The organism is Metabacillus sp. 113a, assembly GCF_050107635.1.
GTDB lineage: Bacteria > Bacillota > Bacilli > Bacillales > Bacillaceae > Metabacillus_B.
This window is the reverse complement of record NZ_JBNILJ010000018.1, coordinates 1-17,679: the sequence shown is the minus strand read 5'-3', so window position 1 is coordinate 17,679 and position 17,679 is coordinate 1. Positions and strand designations below refer to the sequence as shown.

15 protein-coding genes are annotated in these 17,679 nt (G+C 44.2%); 4 read left to right on the top strand and 11 right to left on the bottom strand.

The features are described 5' to 3' along the window. Positions 1–109 precede the first annotated feature (109 nt). Positions 110–769: a type 1 glutamine amidotransferase domain-containing protein gene (locus tag ACQCVE_RS17545; protein ID WP_426842562.1), complete on the top strand. Its 660-nt coding sequence runs from the start codon at positions 110–112 to the stop codon at positions 767–769. A 999-nt stretch (positions 770–1,768) separates the two neighbouring features. On the opposite strand, the gene ACQCVE_RS17540 is transcribed toward ACQCVE_RS17545, so the two are convergent. Next, positions 1,769–2,110, bottom strand: coding sequence for a DUF3243 domain-containing protein (locus ACQCVE_RS17540; protein ID WP_426842563.1), 342 nt, complete (start codon positions 2,108–2,110; stop codon positions 1,769–1,771). 199 nt (positions 2,111–2,309) lie between these two features. Then, positions 2,310–3,701 carry an L-cystine transporter gene (locus ACQCVE_RS17535; RefSeq protein WP_426843333.1) on the bottom strand — a complete coding sequence of 464 codons (1,392 nt, stop codon included), beginning with the start codon at positions 3,699–3,701 and terminating at the stop codon, positions 2,310–2,312. Between the two features lie 212 nt (positions 3,702–3,913). Here ACQCVE_RS17535 and ACQCVE_RS17530 point away from each other — a divergent pair, with 212 nt between their 5' ends. Then, the gene (locus ACQCVE_RS17530) at positions 3,914–4,729 is read left to right on the top strand and encodes a protein-glutamine gamma-glutamyltransferase (RefSeq protein WP_426842564.1); all 816 of its coding nucleotides are present in this window, start codon (positions 3,914–3,916) and stop codon (positions 4,727–4,729) included. 2 nt (positions 4,730–4,731) lie between these two features. Here the strand turns inward: ACQCVE_RS17530 and ACQCVE_RS17525 are convergent, their stop codons facing one another. The 9 genes from ACQCVE_RS17525 to ACQCVE_RS17485 all read right to left on the bottom strand — a co-directional run bounded on the left by ACQCVE_RS17525 (position 4,732) and on the right by ACQCVE_RS17485 (position 16,026). Continuing rightward, positions 4,732–4,986, bottom strand: coding sequence for a hypothetical protein (locus ACQCVE_RS17525; RefSeq protein WP_426842565.1), 255 nt, complete (start codon positions 4,984–4,986; stop codon positions 4,732–4,734). 66 nt (positions 4,987–5,052) lie between these two features. Then, positions 5,053–5,454, bottom strand: a complete 402-nt coding sequence (locus tag ACQCVE_RS17520) for a secondary thiamine-phosphate synthase enzyme YjbQ (protein WP_426842566.1) — start codon at positions 5,452–5,454, stop codon at positions 5,053–5,055. A gap of 194 nt (positions 5,455–5,648) precedes the next feature. Then, positions 5,649–8,528 (bottom strand): ATP-binding protein, encoded by a 2,880-nt coding sequence (locus tag ACQCVE_RS17515; protein WP_426863545.1) that lies wholly within the window; start codon positions 8,526–8,528, stop codon positions 5,649–5,651. Further along, positions 8,518–8,892 (bottom strand): response regulator, encoded by a 375-nt coding sequence (locus ACQCVE_RS17510; protein ID WP_426863544.1) that lies wholly within the window; start codon positions 8,890–8,892, stop codon positions 8,518–8,520. The genes ACQCVE_RS17515 and ACQCVE_RS17510 overlap by 11 nt, the downstream gene beginning before the upstream one ends. A gap of 74 nt (positions 8,893–8,966) precedes the next feature. After that, positions 8,967–10,589: a response regulator gene (locus ACQCVE_RS17505; protein ID WP_426863543.1), complete on the bottom strand. Its 1,623-nt coding sequence runs from the start codon at positions 10,587–10,589 to the stop codon at positions 8,967–8,969. A 175-nt stretch (positions 10,590–10,764) separates the two neighbouring features. Then, the gene (locus ACQCVE_RS17500; protein ID WP_426863542.1) at positions 10,765–12,432 is read right to left on the bottom strand and encodes a glycoside hydrolase family 13 protein; all 1,668 of its coding nucleotides are present in this window, start codon (positions 12,430–12,432) and stop codon (positions 10,765–10,767) included. Positions 12,433–12,665: 233 nt separating this feature from the next. Further along, positions 12,666–13,901: a dicarboxylate/amino acid:cation symporter gene (locus ACQCVE_RS17495; RefSeq protein ID WP_426842571.1), complete on the bottom strand. Its 1,236-nt coding sequence runs from the start codon at positions 13,899–13,901 to the stop codon at positions 12,666–12,668. A 92-nt stretch (positions 13,902–13,993) separates the two neighbouring features. Continuing rightward, on the bottom strand, positions 13,994–15,322 hold the full coding sequence (locus tag ACQCVE_RS17490; RefSeq protein WP_426863541.1) for a hemolysin family protein: 1,329 nt from the start codon (positions 15,320–15,322) through the stop codon (positions 13,994–13,996). Between the two features lie 17 nt (positions 15,323–15,339). Continuing rightward, entirely contained in the window at positions 15,340–16,026 is a 687-nt protein-coding gene (locus tag ACQCVE_RS17485; RefSeq protein ID WP_426863540.1) for a zinc metallopeptidase, read from the bottom strand. 139 nt (positions 16,027–16,165) lie between these two features. Here ACQCVE_RS17485 and ACQCVE_RS17480 point away from each other — a divergent pair, with 139 nt between their 5' ends. Together ACQCVE_RS17480 and ACQCVE_RS17475 are read left to right on the top strand one after the other, a co-directional pair. Beyond that, positions 16,166–16,423 (top strand): protein mistic, encoded by a 258-nt coding sequence (locus ACQCVE_RS17480; RefSeq protein WP_426863539.1) that lies wholly within the window; start codon positions 16,166–16,168, stop codon positions 16,421–16,423. Continuing rightward, positions 16,420–17,406, top strand: coding sequence for a potassium channel family protein (locus ACQCVE_RS17475; RefSeq protein ID WP_426863538.1), 987 nt, complete (start codon positions 16,420–16,422; stop codon positions 17,404–17,406). Before ACQCVE_RS17480 ends, ACQCVE_RS17475 begins: the two co-directional genes overlap by 4 nt. Positions 17,407–17,679: the final 273 nt, after the last annotated feature.

The following is a 17,679-nucleotide window of genomic DNA, read 5'->3' as shown; positions in this document are numbered from 1 at the left end:
TCTAACCAAGTTTCAGGCATTCAGGAATTGAAATGCAAAAAGTACGGTTAAAAAGAGAGCTTTGAGGTTAAATATACTATGTAACCAAAACCCTAGGAGGGATTTTGAGATGAAAAAGATATTAATGGTTTTAACAAACTCAAGCAAAATTGATGAAGAACATGAAACAGGCCTATGGCTCGGTGAATTTGCAGAGCCATATATTGAATTTGTAAACAGCGGATTCCAGGTTAGCGCCGCAAGTCCAAATGGGGGAAGAATTCCGATCGACCCGAACAGTGTTCAGGAAACTCCTCCGGATGAGTGGGAGGAAGCCATCTCGATGCTGCAAAATACGGAAGTACTCTCTGCACTAAACCCGCAGGACTTTAATGGAATCTTCCTGCCTGGCGGACATGGGACGATGTTTGATCTTCCCGATGATCCTTCCCTTCAAAAAGCCCTTGCACACTTTGCTGAAAACAATAAAGTGATTGGTGCAGTATGCCATGGCCCGGCTGGATTTGTCGGAACTAAGCTTTCCAATGGAAAATTCCTGGTAGACGGTGTCAGCCTGACGGGGTTTACAAACGAGGAAGAACAGCAGACCGGTTTAGATTCACTTATGCCGTTCCTACTTGAGTCGAAACTGAGGGAGCAGGGTGCCCAGTTTGAAGGGGCTGCAGCCTATTCCGATCATGTTGTCACAGATACACGATTCGTAACCGGCCAAAATCCTCAAAGCAGCAAATCAGCAGCCAAAGCTTTTGTAGAAGCACTGAATACTTGATTCTTTATATCTTGACTGAGAGCCGAACGTTCGGCTCTCAGTTTTTTTATGATGGCGGGATTAGCATGGGTCCTGACTATTCAGTGTGTTCGGACAGAAGCGGGTTTTGGTGAATTTTATCGTAAAGAAGGCAGATCCAGGTTACCATTTGAGCTGACCGGCCTAACATGAACGGAGTCTGTCGGATTTTGTCGAAAAGTCTTTATATTGAAAGTACGGACAATAAAATGAAAGTTGAGACAATAAAACCAAAGTACGGACAATAAATTTTGAGTTCGGACAATAAAATCCAAGTTCGGACAATAAAAGCAAAAATTACGGAATATCTGCGGCCCGGTGCTGCTTATATACATAAACAGAGGCGGAATATGGGAACATAGCTCTCCTTGGAGTGAGTCTGCGCACTCATCTGAAGCAATGATAAAAATGCAACTATTCGATAAGAACCTCTCAAGCTTTTCTAGAAGCACTGAATCCCTGATCATCCACCTGTTAACTGAGAGCCGAACATTCGGTCTTCAGTTTTTTTGTGAAGGGGAGGTCATCCGTACGTTAAAGAAGGCAGATCCAGGTCAGCATATGAGCTGACCGGCCTGACAGAAGCGGAATCTATCGGATTTTGTCGAAAAGTCTTTATATTGAAAGTACGGACAATAAAATGAAAGTTGAGACAATATACTCCAAATACGGACAATAAAATCCAAGTTCGGACAATAAAAGCAAAAATTAGGGAATATCTGCGGCCCGGTGCTGCTCAAAAATATAAAAAGAGGCGAAACAAGACCTCGTTATCTACCTAATTTCTCCCTGGAATGAGCCTGCCGTCACATCTGATGCAGGAAAACCTGTAATCCGCCTTCATTTTTCCGCAGCAGCTTGCTCCAGGTGTAAAAACCCCCCATTTCCTGTGGGGAGCTCACCATCCACACGCTTTCAGCAGAATTGTCTCCTCAAAAAAAACGGCTGACCGTACTCATTTTTACGGTCAGCTGGAATACTCTATTCTTCTTCCACCATAGTCAAAAGCATGTGGGCCAGTGCATGCTGCTGGTCTTTGTCTCCGGATTTCCATAGTTCTTTAAGAAGATATTCTTCTCTGTTTTTCGGTTGCACGTGTTCTGCCAGATATCCTGCGACCCGTTCTGTTGTTTTGGCCAGCTGTTCTTCGCTAAGACCGATTTTCTTCCCTACCTCGACCTTTTCACGCAAGTATGTTTTAAAGCCTTCAAAGCTCTTTAAAATTTCTTCCTGCTTATCTTCTCCGATCCGGCTGACGACATCTTCGATTTCACCTGGATTTACTTCCCCTGTTCGATCAATCATATGATTTTTTTCAGACATAATGAATCATTCCTCCTTTGATATGCTATATATCATTTCCCTTAGATAGACGGTTGAAACACCTATTTAAACACTTTGACGGCCCGGGTGCCTTAGCGTATCCTGCTTAATATCCACTGCTGCTTTCCGTTTCCGCAAAAAAAGATGACCGATAGGAATTGTAATCCTGATCGGTCATCTCCGTCTGCAGTTCTATGAATCAGTAAACTTCTGATCCTTTTGCATGAACGTCATTGTATGTGTCTGTATCCAAATCCTTTGTAACGCGGCTCGTGACGATACCTGCGGTCATGCTCCCGCTGACATTCAATGCGGTTCTTCCCATATCAATCAGCGGCTCGACCGAGATTAAAAGTCCGGCAAGAGCAACTGGAAGGTTCATTGTAGAAAGAACCAGGATGGCAGCAAACGTCGCTCCTCCTCCAACACCTGCCACACCAAATGAACTGATGACAACAACAGCAATCAATGTAAGAATGAAGGTTGGATCCAGAGGATTGATCCCCTGTGTCGGCGCAATCATGACAGCCAGCATGGCAGGGTATATTCCTGCGCATCCATTTTGGCCAATAGTAAGACCAAATGAACCGGCAAAATTTGCAATGCCTTCCGGGACGCCCAGTTTTTTCGTTTGTGTATTCACATTAAGCGGCAGGGTTCCTGCACTCGATCTCGATGTAAATGCAAAGGTAAGGACCGGAATGATTTTTTTAATATACAGGATAGGGTTGAGTCCTGAAATCGTAATAATGATCAGATGGATGATAAACATAACAGCAAGGGCTGCATAAGAAGCAAGAACGAATTTACCCAGTTTTAAGATGGAGTCGAAGTTACTCAACGCTACAGTTGACGTCATGATGGCCAATACTCCATATGGGGTTAGCCGCAGGATCAGAGTGACAATCCGCATTACGATTGCGTAAAGTGAATCGATAATCTTAGCAAACATCTCTGCCTGTTCCGGCTGCTTTCTTTTCACTCCAAGGAACGCCATCCCGATAAACGCGGCAAAAATTACGACAGCAATCGTTGAAGTTGGACGCTCTCCCGTCAAATCCATAAACGGGTTACCAGGAAGAAGCTCGACAACCTTTTGCGGAAATGTCTGTCCTTCAATTTCTGTAAACTTCTCTTCAAGCTGCACTGCTCTTTCAGTTTCTGCCTGCCCTTGTTCAATTTGAATCGCCTCTAAGCCAAAACCGCTTGCAGAAGCGATTCCAACTGCAGCAGAAATAGCGGTCGTGCCAAGTAGCACAGCTAAAATCAGTCCGCTGATTTTACCGATATTAGAGGACAGTTTCAGCCGTGTAAATGCAGCCACGATTGAAATAAACACAAGCGGCATAACAATCATTTGCAGCAGTTTTACATATCCGTCTCCAACTATTCCAAACCAGTCGATTGATGAAACGAGAACGGCGGATTCAGCGCCGTATGCAAACTGCAGGGCATATCCGAACACAATCCCGACTCCAAGTGCGCTAAAGACTCTTTTTGAAAAAGAAATATGCTTTTTTTGCATGTAAAAAAGCCCTGCTATTAACAGCAGCAGTAATGAAATATTTAGAATAATAAGACCCACATTGATTTCCTCCTCTTTCTTCAGGTCAAACAAACCTGATCTATAACTACATAATTCCCATCAGTTAAGTTGGTATTATAATCAGTCTTCATTATCTTATACGAATTTCTTATTTTTGTCATGCAGAAAGTTTAAATAATATTCAGCGTACCCGTACATGATGCAATTTCAGCACAACCTGCATAAACTGGGATATCTGCCTGCAGGGGGGAAATCTCTTGATTATTATTCAGAACAAAGAACAGTCTTACAGCGATTTGAAAAAAGAGGCTAAAAACAGTGCGCAAAAAGAAATGATTATGAATATGGACAAATATAAGGAAAGATATGTGTTTGTAAGCAGAGAACAGTTTAAATTTGAACTGGACATGAGGAACCTCATAATCGAAGCGGCAAAATCTCTTGCCTACGGAGGAGCCCAGTTTGCAACGTTTGAAACCTCGTATTGCAATCCGGCCTTTTGGATTTTAACGGAAAGGGGAGCCTTTATACAGCGGCAAGGGATTCCTGCGTCAGCGGGAATTCAGGACATATTTACTAATGGAAGGCTTTACGCCTTTGAATGTGCCACCGCCATAGTCATTCTCTTTTACAAAGCGGCACTGGACAGCATAGGAGCGAGGGCCTTTGACAGGATTTTTAGAAGCATTACTTTGCGGGATTGGCGTCATGACGAGGATTTAAACATTCGGACGGCCAGAGGAAATGACTTCATACCAGGGGATTGCCTCTATTTTAATAATCCGGATTTTGATGACCAGTTTCCTCAGTGGCGGGGAGAAAATACAATTATGATGGGGGATAAACAATATTTCGGTCATGGAATGGGAATCAAGGATGCAGACGGTGTTATTAAAAGCCTTAATCAATACCGATATCCCGGTTCGACACGTTCCGCCTATCTTCTATCCCAAACCACAAGGCCGGACTTCAAATACTTGTACTTTTTCAGTCCGGCAAACAGCGGCCTGCCTGTTTATTACCAAAACCGCACAATCGTCAGCAGAATCGGCAGCTCAACTGCCGGATTGTAGCCTTATTCCGGTTCCGCAGGAAGCTTAAATGCTCTTCGTCTCCTGTACCAGGCTTCGAGCCCGAAATGCTTATTTACGAGCCATTCCATGTACTCTAAATCTGCCCGTTCCACAATGGGATCCCGATCATCCCATTTTACATAGCGGACAAAAAAATAATTTTTAATCGGCGAGAGAAGGACTCTTGAATGCGGAAACGGAGAAAAAACAAATTCTACATTTCCTCTTTTTTTATATGAATAGTCCACAATTTCCAAAAAACATCACCCTCTTCAGTGTAAAACACCATACTATGGATTCAAGTGTGAATGTGCTGGAAATGTTTATCGGTCCGGTGTTATTTTAATCATCAGTTCACGGCTGCGCGGTCCATCAAACTCGCAAAAATAGATTCCCTGCCATCTTCCCAGAACAAGCCGGCCATTTTCAATCATGATTTGCTCGGAAGCTCCAACCGTACTTGCTTTCATATGAGCTGCCGTATTGCCTTCCATATGACGGTCTGATTCGGTTTCCCACGGATACACGTTCTTCCACCTTTCGATCATGTCCCTTTTTACGTCCGGATCTGCATTTTCATTGATTGTAATTCCAGCTGTCGTATGCGGGCAGTATACAAATACAAAGCCTGATTGTGCTCCAGATTTCGTTACCTCCTCCTGAACAAGCTCCGTGATGTCCTTTAGCTCATCCTGTCCGTCCGTTTGAATAGAATGCTTAATCATGTGTGTCTCCTCCTTTACATAAGAACTGTTTGCTTCTTAATGTGAACCTAAAGCTTTTAATAGCTTTTTAATTACATAGCACAGATTTGAAGCGGCTAAACTTATCAGTGCCATTTAGATAAAAATAAGGACCCCTGCAGCTTTTAGGGGTCCCTGATCAGTTACAGATAGGATAGCATGGCCGCGGCTGACTGTTATTCAGCCGGCACCAAAATCTGGCCGTTTAAATCCCGCTGCCACAGGGTTTGCAGGATAAGCTTGGAGAGGAGGCTCGGCTGGTACGGCTTGATCAGGTAGTCATTGGCTCCAAGCTCAAAGCCTTTTTCTTTTTCCTCTAGAGCGGAGGAAATAAAAATTGGGATCTGCTTTAATTTTTCGCGTGATTTCATTTCTTTGAGCAGGTCCCATCCCGTATAGGCAGGATCGTCCAGCATGATATCAAGGACAACCGCTTCGGGCTGAACCTCAGCCATCTGTTTAAGGGCTTCTTTCCCGTTTGTGGATATTACTACACGAAAATGGCTTTCCTCAAGCTCTGCTTTAAGCAAATGGGCTAAATTCATGTCATCCTCAATAATCATCACATGCGTACCTGTGCGTTTTGCTGTTATCTCTTCATGATCGGAACCGGCCTGTATAACAAGGGGAAGTTTCACTGAAAAGACGCTGCCTTGCCCCAGTTCAGAGCTGACCTTTACCGTCCCCTCATGAGCCTTGACGATTTCTTTTACAATCGCGAGGCCAAGTCCTGTCCCGCCGATTCTTCTGCGGTCTGTGTTATCGACTCTGTAAAATTTATTGAACAGCTTCTCCATTGCTTCCTGAGGGATTCCGAGGCCTTTATCCCGAACAGAGACGTTTAAATGCTTTTCCTCCTCAAACAACAGGATTTCTACAGCACCGCCATTAGGAGAATATTTAACTGCATTGCTGATCAGGTTTCCGAATACTTGAGAGAGCTTGTCTTTATCCCCAAGTACGAGAGTCTGCTCCGTCAGTCTTTCGATGGTGAAAGTGTGCTTCGGAGACTGAATTTGCTGCAGCTCCACGATCTGCTGCAGGAGCGGATAAAGATCGTCATATTTCTTTTCATAGGACTGCTTGCCCACTTCCATGCGCTGGACGTCCAGAAAATCGTTTATAAGGGAGGTCAGCCTTTTTGCTTCCTGGAAAATCGTTGTTAAATATTTTTTTTGCCTTTCGGGCTTCAGCTCTTTATGAAGCATCAGCTCGGTGAATCCAAGAACACTTGCAAGCGGTGTTCTAAGCTCATGGCTGACGGTACTGACAAACTCGGATTTCATTTTGTCCACTTCATATTCGCGGGTAATATCACGGTGAACAATCACCGTTCCCACTCGATGGTCCATCCGGTAAAGGGGCTCCATATACACCTTGATAACCTTTACCCCGCTTTTTCCATGAAGCTGATAGAGAAAAGGTTCCTGATTAAGTACGTTTGCTTCCGTAAAGACAGCCTGCTGGAAAAACTCCCTGAAGTCGGCTTCCTTTTCAACATGAGGCTCAAACATAGCCATCCATTCGGTAAACGAAGAATTTTCTGCAGGCTGGTTCTCCCACCCGCGGATGATTTCGTGCATCGTTTCGTTCATCAACCGGATTGTTCCTCTCGTATCCACAAGCTGAATGCCCTCATGCACCGTGTTCATAATATCGCGGTTAAGCTGCCGTTCTTCCTCAGTCTGTTCATACAGTTTAATCTTTTCAAGGGAAATCGAAATGTTTTTAGCCAAAGCCATATAGTTTTTTGTTTCTTCTGCTGTGAAATCTCCGCTGTATCTTGTGAAAAGAAGAATAGCATCCAGCTGTTCCTGTGAAGAAAAAACAGGAAGGAACAAGTCATAGCACGTTGCTGCCTGATGGTGGAAGCCTTTTTCAGACTCAAGCATCTCTCTTTTTATGGATAACGGCTGACGGCTTTCCTCCAGACTTTGAATAAATCCAGATTGTAGATTTCGAAGGAATTGATTGGCCTCTTCATCTGAAACGCCGATGGAGGCATGCTCTTTATGATGGCTTGTCAGGACGATTAATGCCTTGTCTGCCCCCACAATAGGAGCGAGTGAGGATATAATGCTTTTTAACAGATCCCTCTTATCCAATGTGTTTGAAATGCCATTGATTAGCTCATTTCTTAATTTGAGCTGATTTTCCCTGTCCTTCATTTGCTCGAGTACTTCCTCAAGCTCTGCCTGCTGGGCTTGAAGTTCATCCTGCTGTGCGATTAGCTCCTCGTTTTGAGCGCTTAAATCCTGTTCTTTCTCATGGATGCTGTAGCTCATCCTCTCAAATGCCTGATGAAGGATCCCCAGCTCATCATTCCGGTTTGTCCGGTTTTCAAAGAGCACTTCCTTCCCGGAAGCTATGCTGCTTGCTGCATCTGTCAGCTCAACAAGCGGCCTGCTGATTTTTCGGGTAAGCGAGCGGATCAACGCCGACATGCCTCCGAGCAAAATGACGAGCAGGATTGAAAAGGCTGTTTGTCTTGCTCTCATTCCGTCGGTATAGCTCTTTTCATTCTCTTCGAGTTTTCGGTCAAGATTTAGGCGGTAATTTTTCATACTGCTCTGAAATTCCCTTACACTCTCCGTTCCTCCGCCTGCTGCAAGACTGGCAACTGCACTTGTATCTCCCGATTCGTATAAAGAAATGGCCTTTGGAGCAGTCTCATTAAAATAATAATCGTAAAAGGATCGGGCGGCTTCATAAAATTCGAGGTCCTCCTTCTCCGTTGCGAGCTTTTCAAATTCTTTCAGCTTTAAATTAATTTGATCCTGCTGCTTTAATGCATTGTTTTTGTAAGAAGCCTCCTCTCCATAATTGCCAAATGCAAAGTATGCCCGAAACTCTGAGATTGCCAGATTAAATCCGTAATCCAGTTCAATAGCCATATTCTCTCTTACGTTCAAGGCTTTGTTCTTTGCGCTGAATGAACTGGATGCATTGTTTTGAATCATAAGGAAAACCGCGAATGCTGCGGCAAAAATGATGACAATCGAAATCGTCAGGGCACTGAATTTTCTTGTAATGCTGTTCTTACTATTAGATGCCATTCTGCTCAAGTATCTCCTCAACTTTTTCTGAGAGCTGAATCGGACTGAACGGCTTGGCCATGAAATAATCTGCTCCCGCTGCCAAAGCTGCCTCCTGATCGGAATACTGGCTTTTCGCGCTGAGCATCATGATTTTAACGTGATTATTATCTGGATTTGCCCTTACCTTGGCAATCACCTCAAGACCCGTAAAAACCGGCATCATATAATCAATTAACACGAGGTCGTAATCCGTGCTGCTGATCTTATTCAGCGCTTCTTCCCCATCGCATGCTTCATCCAGTTCATATCCAACATCTTCAAGGGTATCGCAAACAAGCATCCTTAAAACCTCTTCATCTTCTGCAAGTAAAATACGAGCCACTGTGATTCCTCCTAAAACGCTCTCATTCTCCTTCTATTTATCGGCTGGATGGAGCCGTTTATTAACTGTCAGGCTCAGCTGCTCACCTTTTTAATAAGATGGCGGATTCTCAATTCCAGCTCTGCCAGTTTAAAGGGCTTGGTTAAATAATCATCGGCTCCATATTTTAATGCTTGCGCTACGTCCTCTTCACTGGTCCGGTTTGTCAGCATAACGACTGTAAAGCGATCATGATTGCTCAGATTTTTTATTTCCTTAAGGACTTCGATCCCGTCCATGCCGGGCATTATTCCGTCCAAGATGACTATGGATGAGGAATCCCTTTGTTTTTTGTGCCATTGCGAATCAAGAAAGTCCAGTCCATCTGCAAACGTATCAATGTCAAGCTGAAACTTACGATTTAAGCGGCTTTTTTTAAACAAATCCGTTAAAATCGTTCGAATGATAGGATCATCATCTACAATCGCGAACCGGAGGTGTCTCTTGGCAGGAAGCTCAGCCAAGGCGGACACTGAACGGGTAATCCTTGCCCTTCCGGCGCTTTTTGACTGATACAATGCAAGATCTGCTGCTGCGATAACTTTTTCCAAGCCTTCAGAACTGCTTGCAGAAGCGATTCCTGCAGAAAAAGACACATTAAAGGATTTCTTTTCCGTTTTAAAAGACTGTTCCATAAATTGTTTAAGTATGCGCTGAAGCACTTGGTCTGCCGTTTCTACATCTGTTCTTGGAAATAGGACAAGGAATTCCTCTCCTCCATAGCGGAAAGGCAAATCCCCGCTCCGAAGATTCTGTTTCACCATTTCAGCAAACCCTATAAGAACTTTGTCTCCAGTCAAATGACCGTAAGTATCGTTCACGGATTTAAAATGATCCAAATCGATCAACGCGGCGGTGAAAGGCTGGCCTTCACGATTCATTTGATCGGCCATCCGCTTAAAGGAAGGAGCCAAATGCTTTCTCGTATAGACTCTCGTCAGCTCGTCCAGCATGATAAGCTCTTTCATATTATTTTTCTTATTCACCAGCCTCCGCACTCTCAAAATAAATTCATCCATATCAAATGGCTTTAGGATGAAATCATCTGCGTCCAATTCATAGCTTTTCATTCTCGTTTCTTTAGAATGATCTACACTGATCATGACGGCCGGAATAAAACGAAAGTTCGTATAGCGCTTGAATTCCTCTAAAATTTCCAGCCCGCTGCTCTCCTGCATATGAACATCGATAATCACGCAGGACGGATCGAGGTCAAAAAATGCTTTCAGTGCTTTATTCGGTTCCGTAAAAGCCATCACAGTAAACATTTCCTTCTCCAGCTCATCTTTTAAATACATAAGCAGAGCAGGATCGTCATCGATCAGCATAATTAAATCTTTTTCTTCTGCGAAAGTCTTTTGGGAATGGGTATTTTCGGTGACATCTGCATAATCTTCATCATACGCAATGGAGAGCAGAGGAAAAAGGAAGGACTTGACCTCAGAAGCGGACCAGCTTTCTTTCCCCTTGTCCTCCAATTTTTTCGTTAGCCCTGTGGCTGCATCGCCGATTTTTTGCAAGCCGATGGTCGGAGCTGTGCCAGCCAGTGAATGCAAAAATTTATACAGTTCCAGAGGTTTTATCTCATCTGTTCCTGTATTCCATAATTTAAGCTGTGTCCGGATATTCTCGAGCAATTTTGCTTTATACTTTTCCATTATCATTTCCCCTACTTTTTAGATCCTCTTCATCTTATCGATTTATCCATATAGAGTCGTGAGCAAAATGTTGAATAAAAAAAGGCCCAAAAAGCAAACAGCAGACTGTTTGCTCAATGAGCCGTATTGACCTAAATCTAGTAAAACGGCACTAAACTAGGTCAAATATACCATTTCATTCCCCAAAAAGATAGACGCGGGTTTCATAAGGTTTCAGTGTTTCTGAAGTTGTGTGCTTGTGCTGGCCGCATTCATAGTTGGAAATTAGTAAGGATTCACTGGACAATGGAAGCTTGCTGTACTGATAGTACGCAGGCTTTGAGCTGATATTGCTGATGACCAGACCTTTTTGGCTGCCAAGTGTTCTAGTGTAGGCATAGATTTGTTTGTCTTCCGGCAAAATCAAATCATAATCTCCGTAAATAAACAGATCGTTCTCTTTCCGGATTTTGATCAGGCTTTTGAAGAAGTGGTAGACGGAATCAGGGTCCCCCATCTGCTTCTCGACATTAATGGTTTCATAGTTTTCATTCACGCCAAACCATGGAGTACCGGTTGTGAAGCCTGCATTCTTCTCATTGTTCCATTGCATCGGCGTCCTTGAATTATCACGGCCCTTGAGCCAGATGATTTCCATGATTTCCTGATGGGGACGTCCTTTCTCTGTTTCAAACCGGTATAGATTTTTCATGGCCACATCATCATAATCGTCAATGGACGGGAAGCGGACATTTGTCATTCCAAGCTCCTGTCCCTGATAAATGAAAGGCGTTCCCTGCATAAAGAAATACATGGCAGCAAGAGCCTTCGCGCTTTCCGTTAAATATTCGCGGTCATTCCCCCAGGTTGAAACAGATCGGGGCTGATCGTGATTTTCAAGGAATAATGCATTCCATCCATTATTCTGAAGGCCCTTTTGCCACTTTGTGAGCGTCTTTTTCAGCTCAACTAAATCAACATGCCCTTCGGTGCCATTATCCCAAAGACTAAGATGCTCAAACTGAAAAATCATGTTGAAGATCCCATTCTCATCTCCAACCCAATCCTCTGCCTGTTCAAGCTTCACACCATTTGCTTCTCCAACCGTCATAATATCGTAACGCGCAAACGTTTGCGCTTTCAGCTCTGTTAAATACTCCATAATTCCCTCAACATTCATGTGATAATCGAAGGATGAAACATAATCAAAGCCGTGTGGATTCGGAAGGTCAGGAAAGTTTTCTTTTTTGTTGATATGAGAAATGGCATCTACGCGGAAGCCGTCGATTCCCTTATCGAGCCACCAGTTGATCATTTCATAGACAGCCTGGCGCATCTCTTTGTTCTTCCAGTTTAAATCCGGCTGTTTGGCAGCAAAGACATGCAAATAATATTGACCGCTGGCTTCATCTAATTCCCACGCGGATCCGCTGAAGATGCTCTCCCAGTTATTCGGCTCTTTTCCGTCCTTGCCATCTCTCCAAATATACCAGTCCCGCTTCGGGTTATCTTTAGATGAACGGGATTCGATAAACCATGGGTGCTCATCGCTGGAGTGGTTAACAACCAGATCCATAATCAGCTTCATGCCCCTCGCATGCACTTCCTCCAGCAGCAAATCGAAATCCTCCATTGATCCGAAGTCTTCCATAATATCCTGATAATCGCTAATATCGTATCCGTTATCTGCATTTGGAGATTTAAATATCGGACAGATCCATATGACATCGATTCCAAGATCCTTTAAATAATCCAGCTTAGAGATGACTCCTCTAATATCGCCGATTCCATCTCCGTTTGAATCCATGAAGCTGCGCGGATAAATCTGATACGCTACCGCTTCTTTCCACCAGATACGTTTCATATGTGCCACTCCTTTTATCGCAAGGGCGAAGGCCCTATAAAGTATTCGCTTACATTTTTTAAAAGATAAAGATAAATTTCTAACCCATATTATACTCTAAAAATGTTAAAGATTGAACATAATTTTCTTTTCCACCAGTAAAAAAAGCCCGGCTGTCTCCTGGGCTTTTTTCTGAATATAGAACTGGTTATCGCATTAGAGCCTTTCCATGACTCCTTTCCTCCCAATCTTGATTAAGCGGATTTAGACATCATCTCCCCGGCTTGCTTCTTAAGCCAGTCCTTTCCTTCCACCAGCCTGGAGACCATCATGCCGGCTGCATTGTCACCCGTCACATTAAGCATGGTTGCAGGCGGATCAATGATTGTTGATATCGCCGCCACAATTGGAAGCGCTTCAGGAGGAAATCCGTAAAGAGTCAGGATGAGCATTTCACCGATCATGCCTCCGCTCGGAATGGCTCCCATTACCGTGCCTACCAGAATGGCTACAAGAACGACACTCGCCATCGTTCCGAATCCGGAAAACTCTTTTCCAAAAATCCCGAAGAGAAATACGATTTTAAGAACCCCGCCTAAAACAGATCCGTCTTTATGAAGGGCGGCACCAAGCGGAATGGTCGTTTCGCTGATATCCGGGGCTACCCCCATTTTCCTCGATGCTTCCAGATTGACCGGAATGGAAGCCGCGCTCGAGCAGGTAGCAAGGGACGTAACGGTCGGGGAAAGCATATTGCCCCAGAATACCTTGACACCTTTCTTTTTCCCTGCCATAAACGCATAAAGTGTGAACGCAGCGAAAAAGTAAACAAAGGCAGAAACATAATATAAAATTCCTGACTTGAAATACGTCCCCAGCAGCATGGGGCCGTATTCACCAACGAGCGCTGCAAAATATGCGCCTAAACCGATTGGAGCGTAATACATAATGTAGGATACAATTTTCATCATCACTTCCGATCCAGAAGCGAGAAAAGCAGAAAAAGGCTTCCCTTTTTCCCCTATGGCTGAAACGGCAATTCCAAGCAATACGGAAAAAACAATCAAAGAAAGCATGTTGCTTCTTGAAAACAAGTCAGCGAAATCCGGGACGGTGAACGTACTTACGATTTGATCAGCAAGGCTGACTTCCTCCACTGCCTCCGGTTTTTCGAGCTTCATGTTCACCCCTTCTGCAGGCGGGATGATCTGTACAATAAGAAGCATATAAAGAGCCGCGATCAACCCTGTGAACAAAAACACCCCAAGCATGCTCCCCATGATTTTGCCAAGGCGCTTTGTTCCGCCCATTTTGGCGATGGAAGAGGCAATGGTAAAAAACACAAGCGGGACAACAACCGTAAACATGGCATTTAAAAAAACATCTCCGAACGGTTTAAGAACGGCTGCTTTTTCTTCAAAAATAAACCCGATCAATCCTCCAATGAGTATGGAAGATAATAGGATGATTGGAAAGCGATAGGCTTTCATAGCTGTACCTCCATCTGCTGTCTCTGATACGTGCAAAATAACAGGATAATGCTATCAGAAATTCAGACAAAATACAATCGGATTTTTGCCAATCAGCAATCCTCTGTTTTCTCTGTAAAGAGTGCTGCATCCGGATTTGGCGATTGCTTTATTTCAATTAGCTTAATATGATGACCATCCATCTCCATGACCAGGAAAGTTAAGGAGTCCTGAGAGATGGAATCTCCCTGCTGAACGTCAATTTTTCTCGTCAAAATCCAGCCTCCGAGCGTATCTACCTCTTCTTCCTCCAATTCTGTTCCAAGCAGATCATTCATTTCTTCAAGCAAAATTTTCCCATCTGCAATGTAATGCCCTGCCTCCACTTTACGGATATAAGGCTGCTCCTCCGCATCAAACTCATCTCTGATGTCTCCTACAATTTCCTCTACAATATCTTCTACCGTAACTAGACCGGCCGTTCCTCCATACTCATCCACAAGAATGGCCAAATGAATGCGGTCCTTTTGCATCCGGATCAGCAAATCCTGAATCGGTATGGTTTCAATCACTTTGATTACGGGGCGGATCATGTCCTCCATCCTAACTTCTTTGCTTACATAAAGGGCATGAAAAGCTTCTTTAATATTAATGATGCCAACGATATTATCTTTATCCTCTGCCTGGACAGGGTATCTCGTGAACCGTTCTTTTCTCATAATTTCCATGTTTTCACGGACACTTGCACCCCGCTCCACCGTCACCATTTCGGTGCGGGGTACCATAATTTCCCTCGCCAGCCGGTTATCAAATTCAAAGATTTTGTTAACGTACTTAAATTCTGACTGGTTGATTTCCCCTTTTTCAAAGCTCTCTGACAAAATAATTCTCAGCTCTTCTTCACTATGGGCGACTTCATGCTCTGAGGCTTGTTCAAAACCGAAGAACCGGACAATGGCCCTTGCGGAACCATTCAGCGTTTTAATAAATGGAAACATTATTTTGTAAAAGATCAAAAGAGGCCGTGCAAACAGCAGGGTAACAGCTTCAGCCTTCTGAATGGCAATGGTCTTAGGCGCGAGCTCCCCTATGACTACATGAAGAAACGTGACAACGGCAAAGGCAACAGCAAAAGATAAAATAGATGCAACGGGTTCCTGTACGGCAAGCCTGTCAAAAAGCGGATGGAGAAGCTTTTCAACCGTAGGCTCTCCAAGCCACCCCAAACCGAGAGCCGTAATTGTAATGCCCAGCTGGCAGGCTGAGAGGGCTTCATCAAGATTGGTTAACGCCTTTTCAGCATAAACAGCCTTCTTGCTGCCTTCTGCGATCAGCTGATCGATCCTTGATTTTCTAACCTTGACCACTGCAAACTCAGTTGCAACAAAAAAAGCAGTGGCTGCAATTAGCAGAAAGACTAATAAAAGATTAAGCGCAATCATTTTTTCCCTCCTATCCCTTATTCCCGGCTGCTTCCCTGAGAAAATACAAGGATAAATTTCAGAAGCTGCAAAAGCGAAATCAACGCAGCCGCAACATAGGTCAGCGCAGCCGCATTCAGTACACGGCTCGCCTGCTTTTCCTCTGAACTGGCCACGATTCCTTCCACAACCATGAAGTCCCTGGCTCTGCTGCTTGCATTAAATTCAACCGGAAGTGTAATCAGCTGGAAGAAGACCGCGGCACTGAATAATATAATGCCAAGCCCCATCAAGTTAAAGCTCTGCAGAAAAAAACCGGCAAGCAGGAGAAAAGGAGCTGTTCCTGAGGCAAAGCTGACCATAGGAAACATTTTATGGCGGATCATAAGAAACCGGTAGGCTTCCTTATGCTGCAAGGCATGCCCTGCTTCATGGCAGGCAACCGCTGCAGCAGAAATAGACCGTCTGCCGTAAACAGGCTCCGATAAACGGATGACCTTGTGAACAGGATCATAATGATCTGTCAATACCCCCCGTGCCTGCTCAATCTTTATCTGATGTAAATCTTCCCTGTCTAAAAATTTCCGCGCCGCTTCCATCCCAGTCAAACCCGATGAAACCGGGACTTCTGAATACTTGGTAAAGGTACTCTTCACTCTATATTGAGCCCACATTGCTGCACCAAAAGCGGCAAAAATCAAAAAGTCGAGCGGATGAAAAAGCATAATGACCTCCTGCTTATCATGTTCATTCCATTTGGGTGTCCTGCTGCTAGTTTTTGCATTTTTTTCTCTTCTATCCAGAAAGAAGCGGCCGGAAGAAGTGCATACTATCCGGTAAAGGCTCCGCGGGAAGGTGAACCCCATGAAAATATCCGGAAAAGAAAGACAGCAGCTTAGTGACGCGATCGATCAAATGAACGAAGCTTTGGATATATTTATTCAAACGTACAACCATTCAGAGGAAGATAAGCCGCTGATCACATATTCACAGGAAACGGAACAAGCCATTAAAAGAGCTATTGAGCTGTACGGGGAGAAGCAGATCGAAAGCAAAATCAATTTGCTGATTAAGGAATTTCTTTCATTTCCCCAACATGAAAAGAAGGCTGGACAAAAATGAAGCACGTGTTCATCTCAGTATGGCAAAAATTGCCGGTATATCTGAGAATCTCGCTTTTTGTTTTCCTGCTGATTTTTATATTCGGGTACATAATGACGGTGATTGAACCCCAGACTTTCCCTCATCTTTTCGACGGCTTATGGTGGACGGTCGTGACGATTTCAACCGTCGGATTTGGTGACCTCGTACCTAACACAATCGCAGGCAAGGCAGCCGGGATGCTCATCATTCTGCTCGGAGCGGCCTTTGCTACAGCTTTTTTTGCTACCTTTGCAGCTGCTGCCGTGGAACTGCAGCATGCATTCAAAAGGGGGAGACTAATGTATAAAAAAAATGGCCATGTCATCATTGTCGGCTGGAATGCCAAGGCAAGCGAAATCATCCGTTCTATGAAAAAGGCAGATCCATCACAGGAAATCGTCCTGATTGATCAAACATTAGAAGAATCCCCACTGGACATAATCCATTTTATAAAAGGCCCTCCTATTCAGGATCAGACACTCAAGAAAGCAAACATATCTTCTGCGAAAAGTATCGTCATCACATCAGATCAGCATAAAAATGAAACGGAAGCCGATATGCAGACGATTCTTGTTATCCTGGCCGTTAAAGGACTGGCACCGGAAACGTACACGATTGCAGAGTTACAAACGGCTCATCAAGCCCTCAATGCAGAGAGAGCAGGAGCCGACGAAATTGTAAAGGCCTACGAGCTTTCAAGCCATATTATGGTCAACGGTGTACTTCACCATCATTCCATTAAAGAGAGCACCGAAATAGTGAACCCCGCTGAAGGAAAGCACATCGAGGTTAAGGATATCCCGCCTGAACTCCTTCAGCAGACCTTTAAAGAAGCAAGTCAGTATTTCCTGGGACATAGAAGCATTTTATTGGGCGTAAAAAGAGGTGAGCGGCTAGTATATAACCCGGACCTTGGATTTAAATTGATTACCGGGGACCAGGCGATTTTATTTGTTTGCTGAAAGCGTGCGTTGTCTGGCAAGAATGTCTGACATCGCGTGAATTCTGCCCGTTGTCTCACAAGAATGTCTGACATCGCATGAATTAGCCCCCGTTGTCTGACAAGAATGTCTGACATCGCGGGGAATGCTTCTGTTGTCTGACAAGAATGTCTGACATCGCGGGGAAAAGCGCCCGTTGTCTGACAAGAATGTCTGACATCGCGTGAATTCCGCCCGTTGTCTGACAAGAATGTCTGACATCGCGTGAATTCCGCCCGTTGTCTGACAAGAATG

Coding starts and splice junctions, on each gene's coding strand:
- ACQCVE_RS17545 (WP_426842562.1), top strand. CDS start 110: ATGAAAAAGATATTAATGGTTTTAACAAACTCAAGCAAAATTGATGAA.
- ACQCVE_RS17540 (WP_426842563.1), bottom strand. CDS start 2,110: ATGTCTGAAAAAAATCATATGATTGATCGAACAGGGGAAGTAAATCCA.
- ACQCVE_RS17520 (WP_426842566.1), bottom strand. CDS start 5,454: ATGATTAAGCATTCTATTCAAACGGACGGACAGGATGAGCTAAAGGAC.
- ACQCVE_RS17515 (WP_426863545.1), bottom strand. CDS start 8,528: ATGGCATCTAATAGTAAGAACAGCATTACAAGAAAATTCAGTGCCCTG.
- ACQCVE_RS17505 (WP_426863543.1), bottom strand. CDS start 10,589: ATGGAAAAGTATAAAGCAAAATTGCTCGAGAATATCCGGACACAGCTT.
- ACQCVE_RS17500 (WP_426863542.1), bottom strand. CDS start 12,432: ATGAAACGTATCTGGTGGAAAGAAGCGGTAGCGTATCAGATTTATCCG.
- ACQCVE_RS17495 (WP_426842571.1), bottom strand. CDS start 13,901: ATGAAAGCCTATCGCTTTCCAATCATCCTATTATCTTCCATACTCATT.
- ACQCVE_RS17490 (WP_426863541.1), bottom strand. CDS start 15,322: ATGATTGCGCTTAATCTTTTATTAGTCTTTCTGCTAATTGCAGCCACT.
- ACQCVE_RS17485 (WP_426863540.1), bottom strand. CDS start 16,026: ATGCTTTTTCATCCGCTCGACTTTTTGATTTTTGCCGCTTTTGGTGCA.
- ACQCVE_RS17480 (WP_426863539.1), top strand. CDS start 16,166: ATGAAAATATCCGGAAAAGAAAGACAGCAGCTTAGTGACGCGATCGAT.
- ACQCVE_RS17475 (WP_426863538.1), top strand. CDS start 16,420: ATGAAGCACGTGTTCATCTCAGTATGGCAAAAATTGCCGGTATATCTG.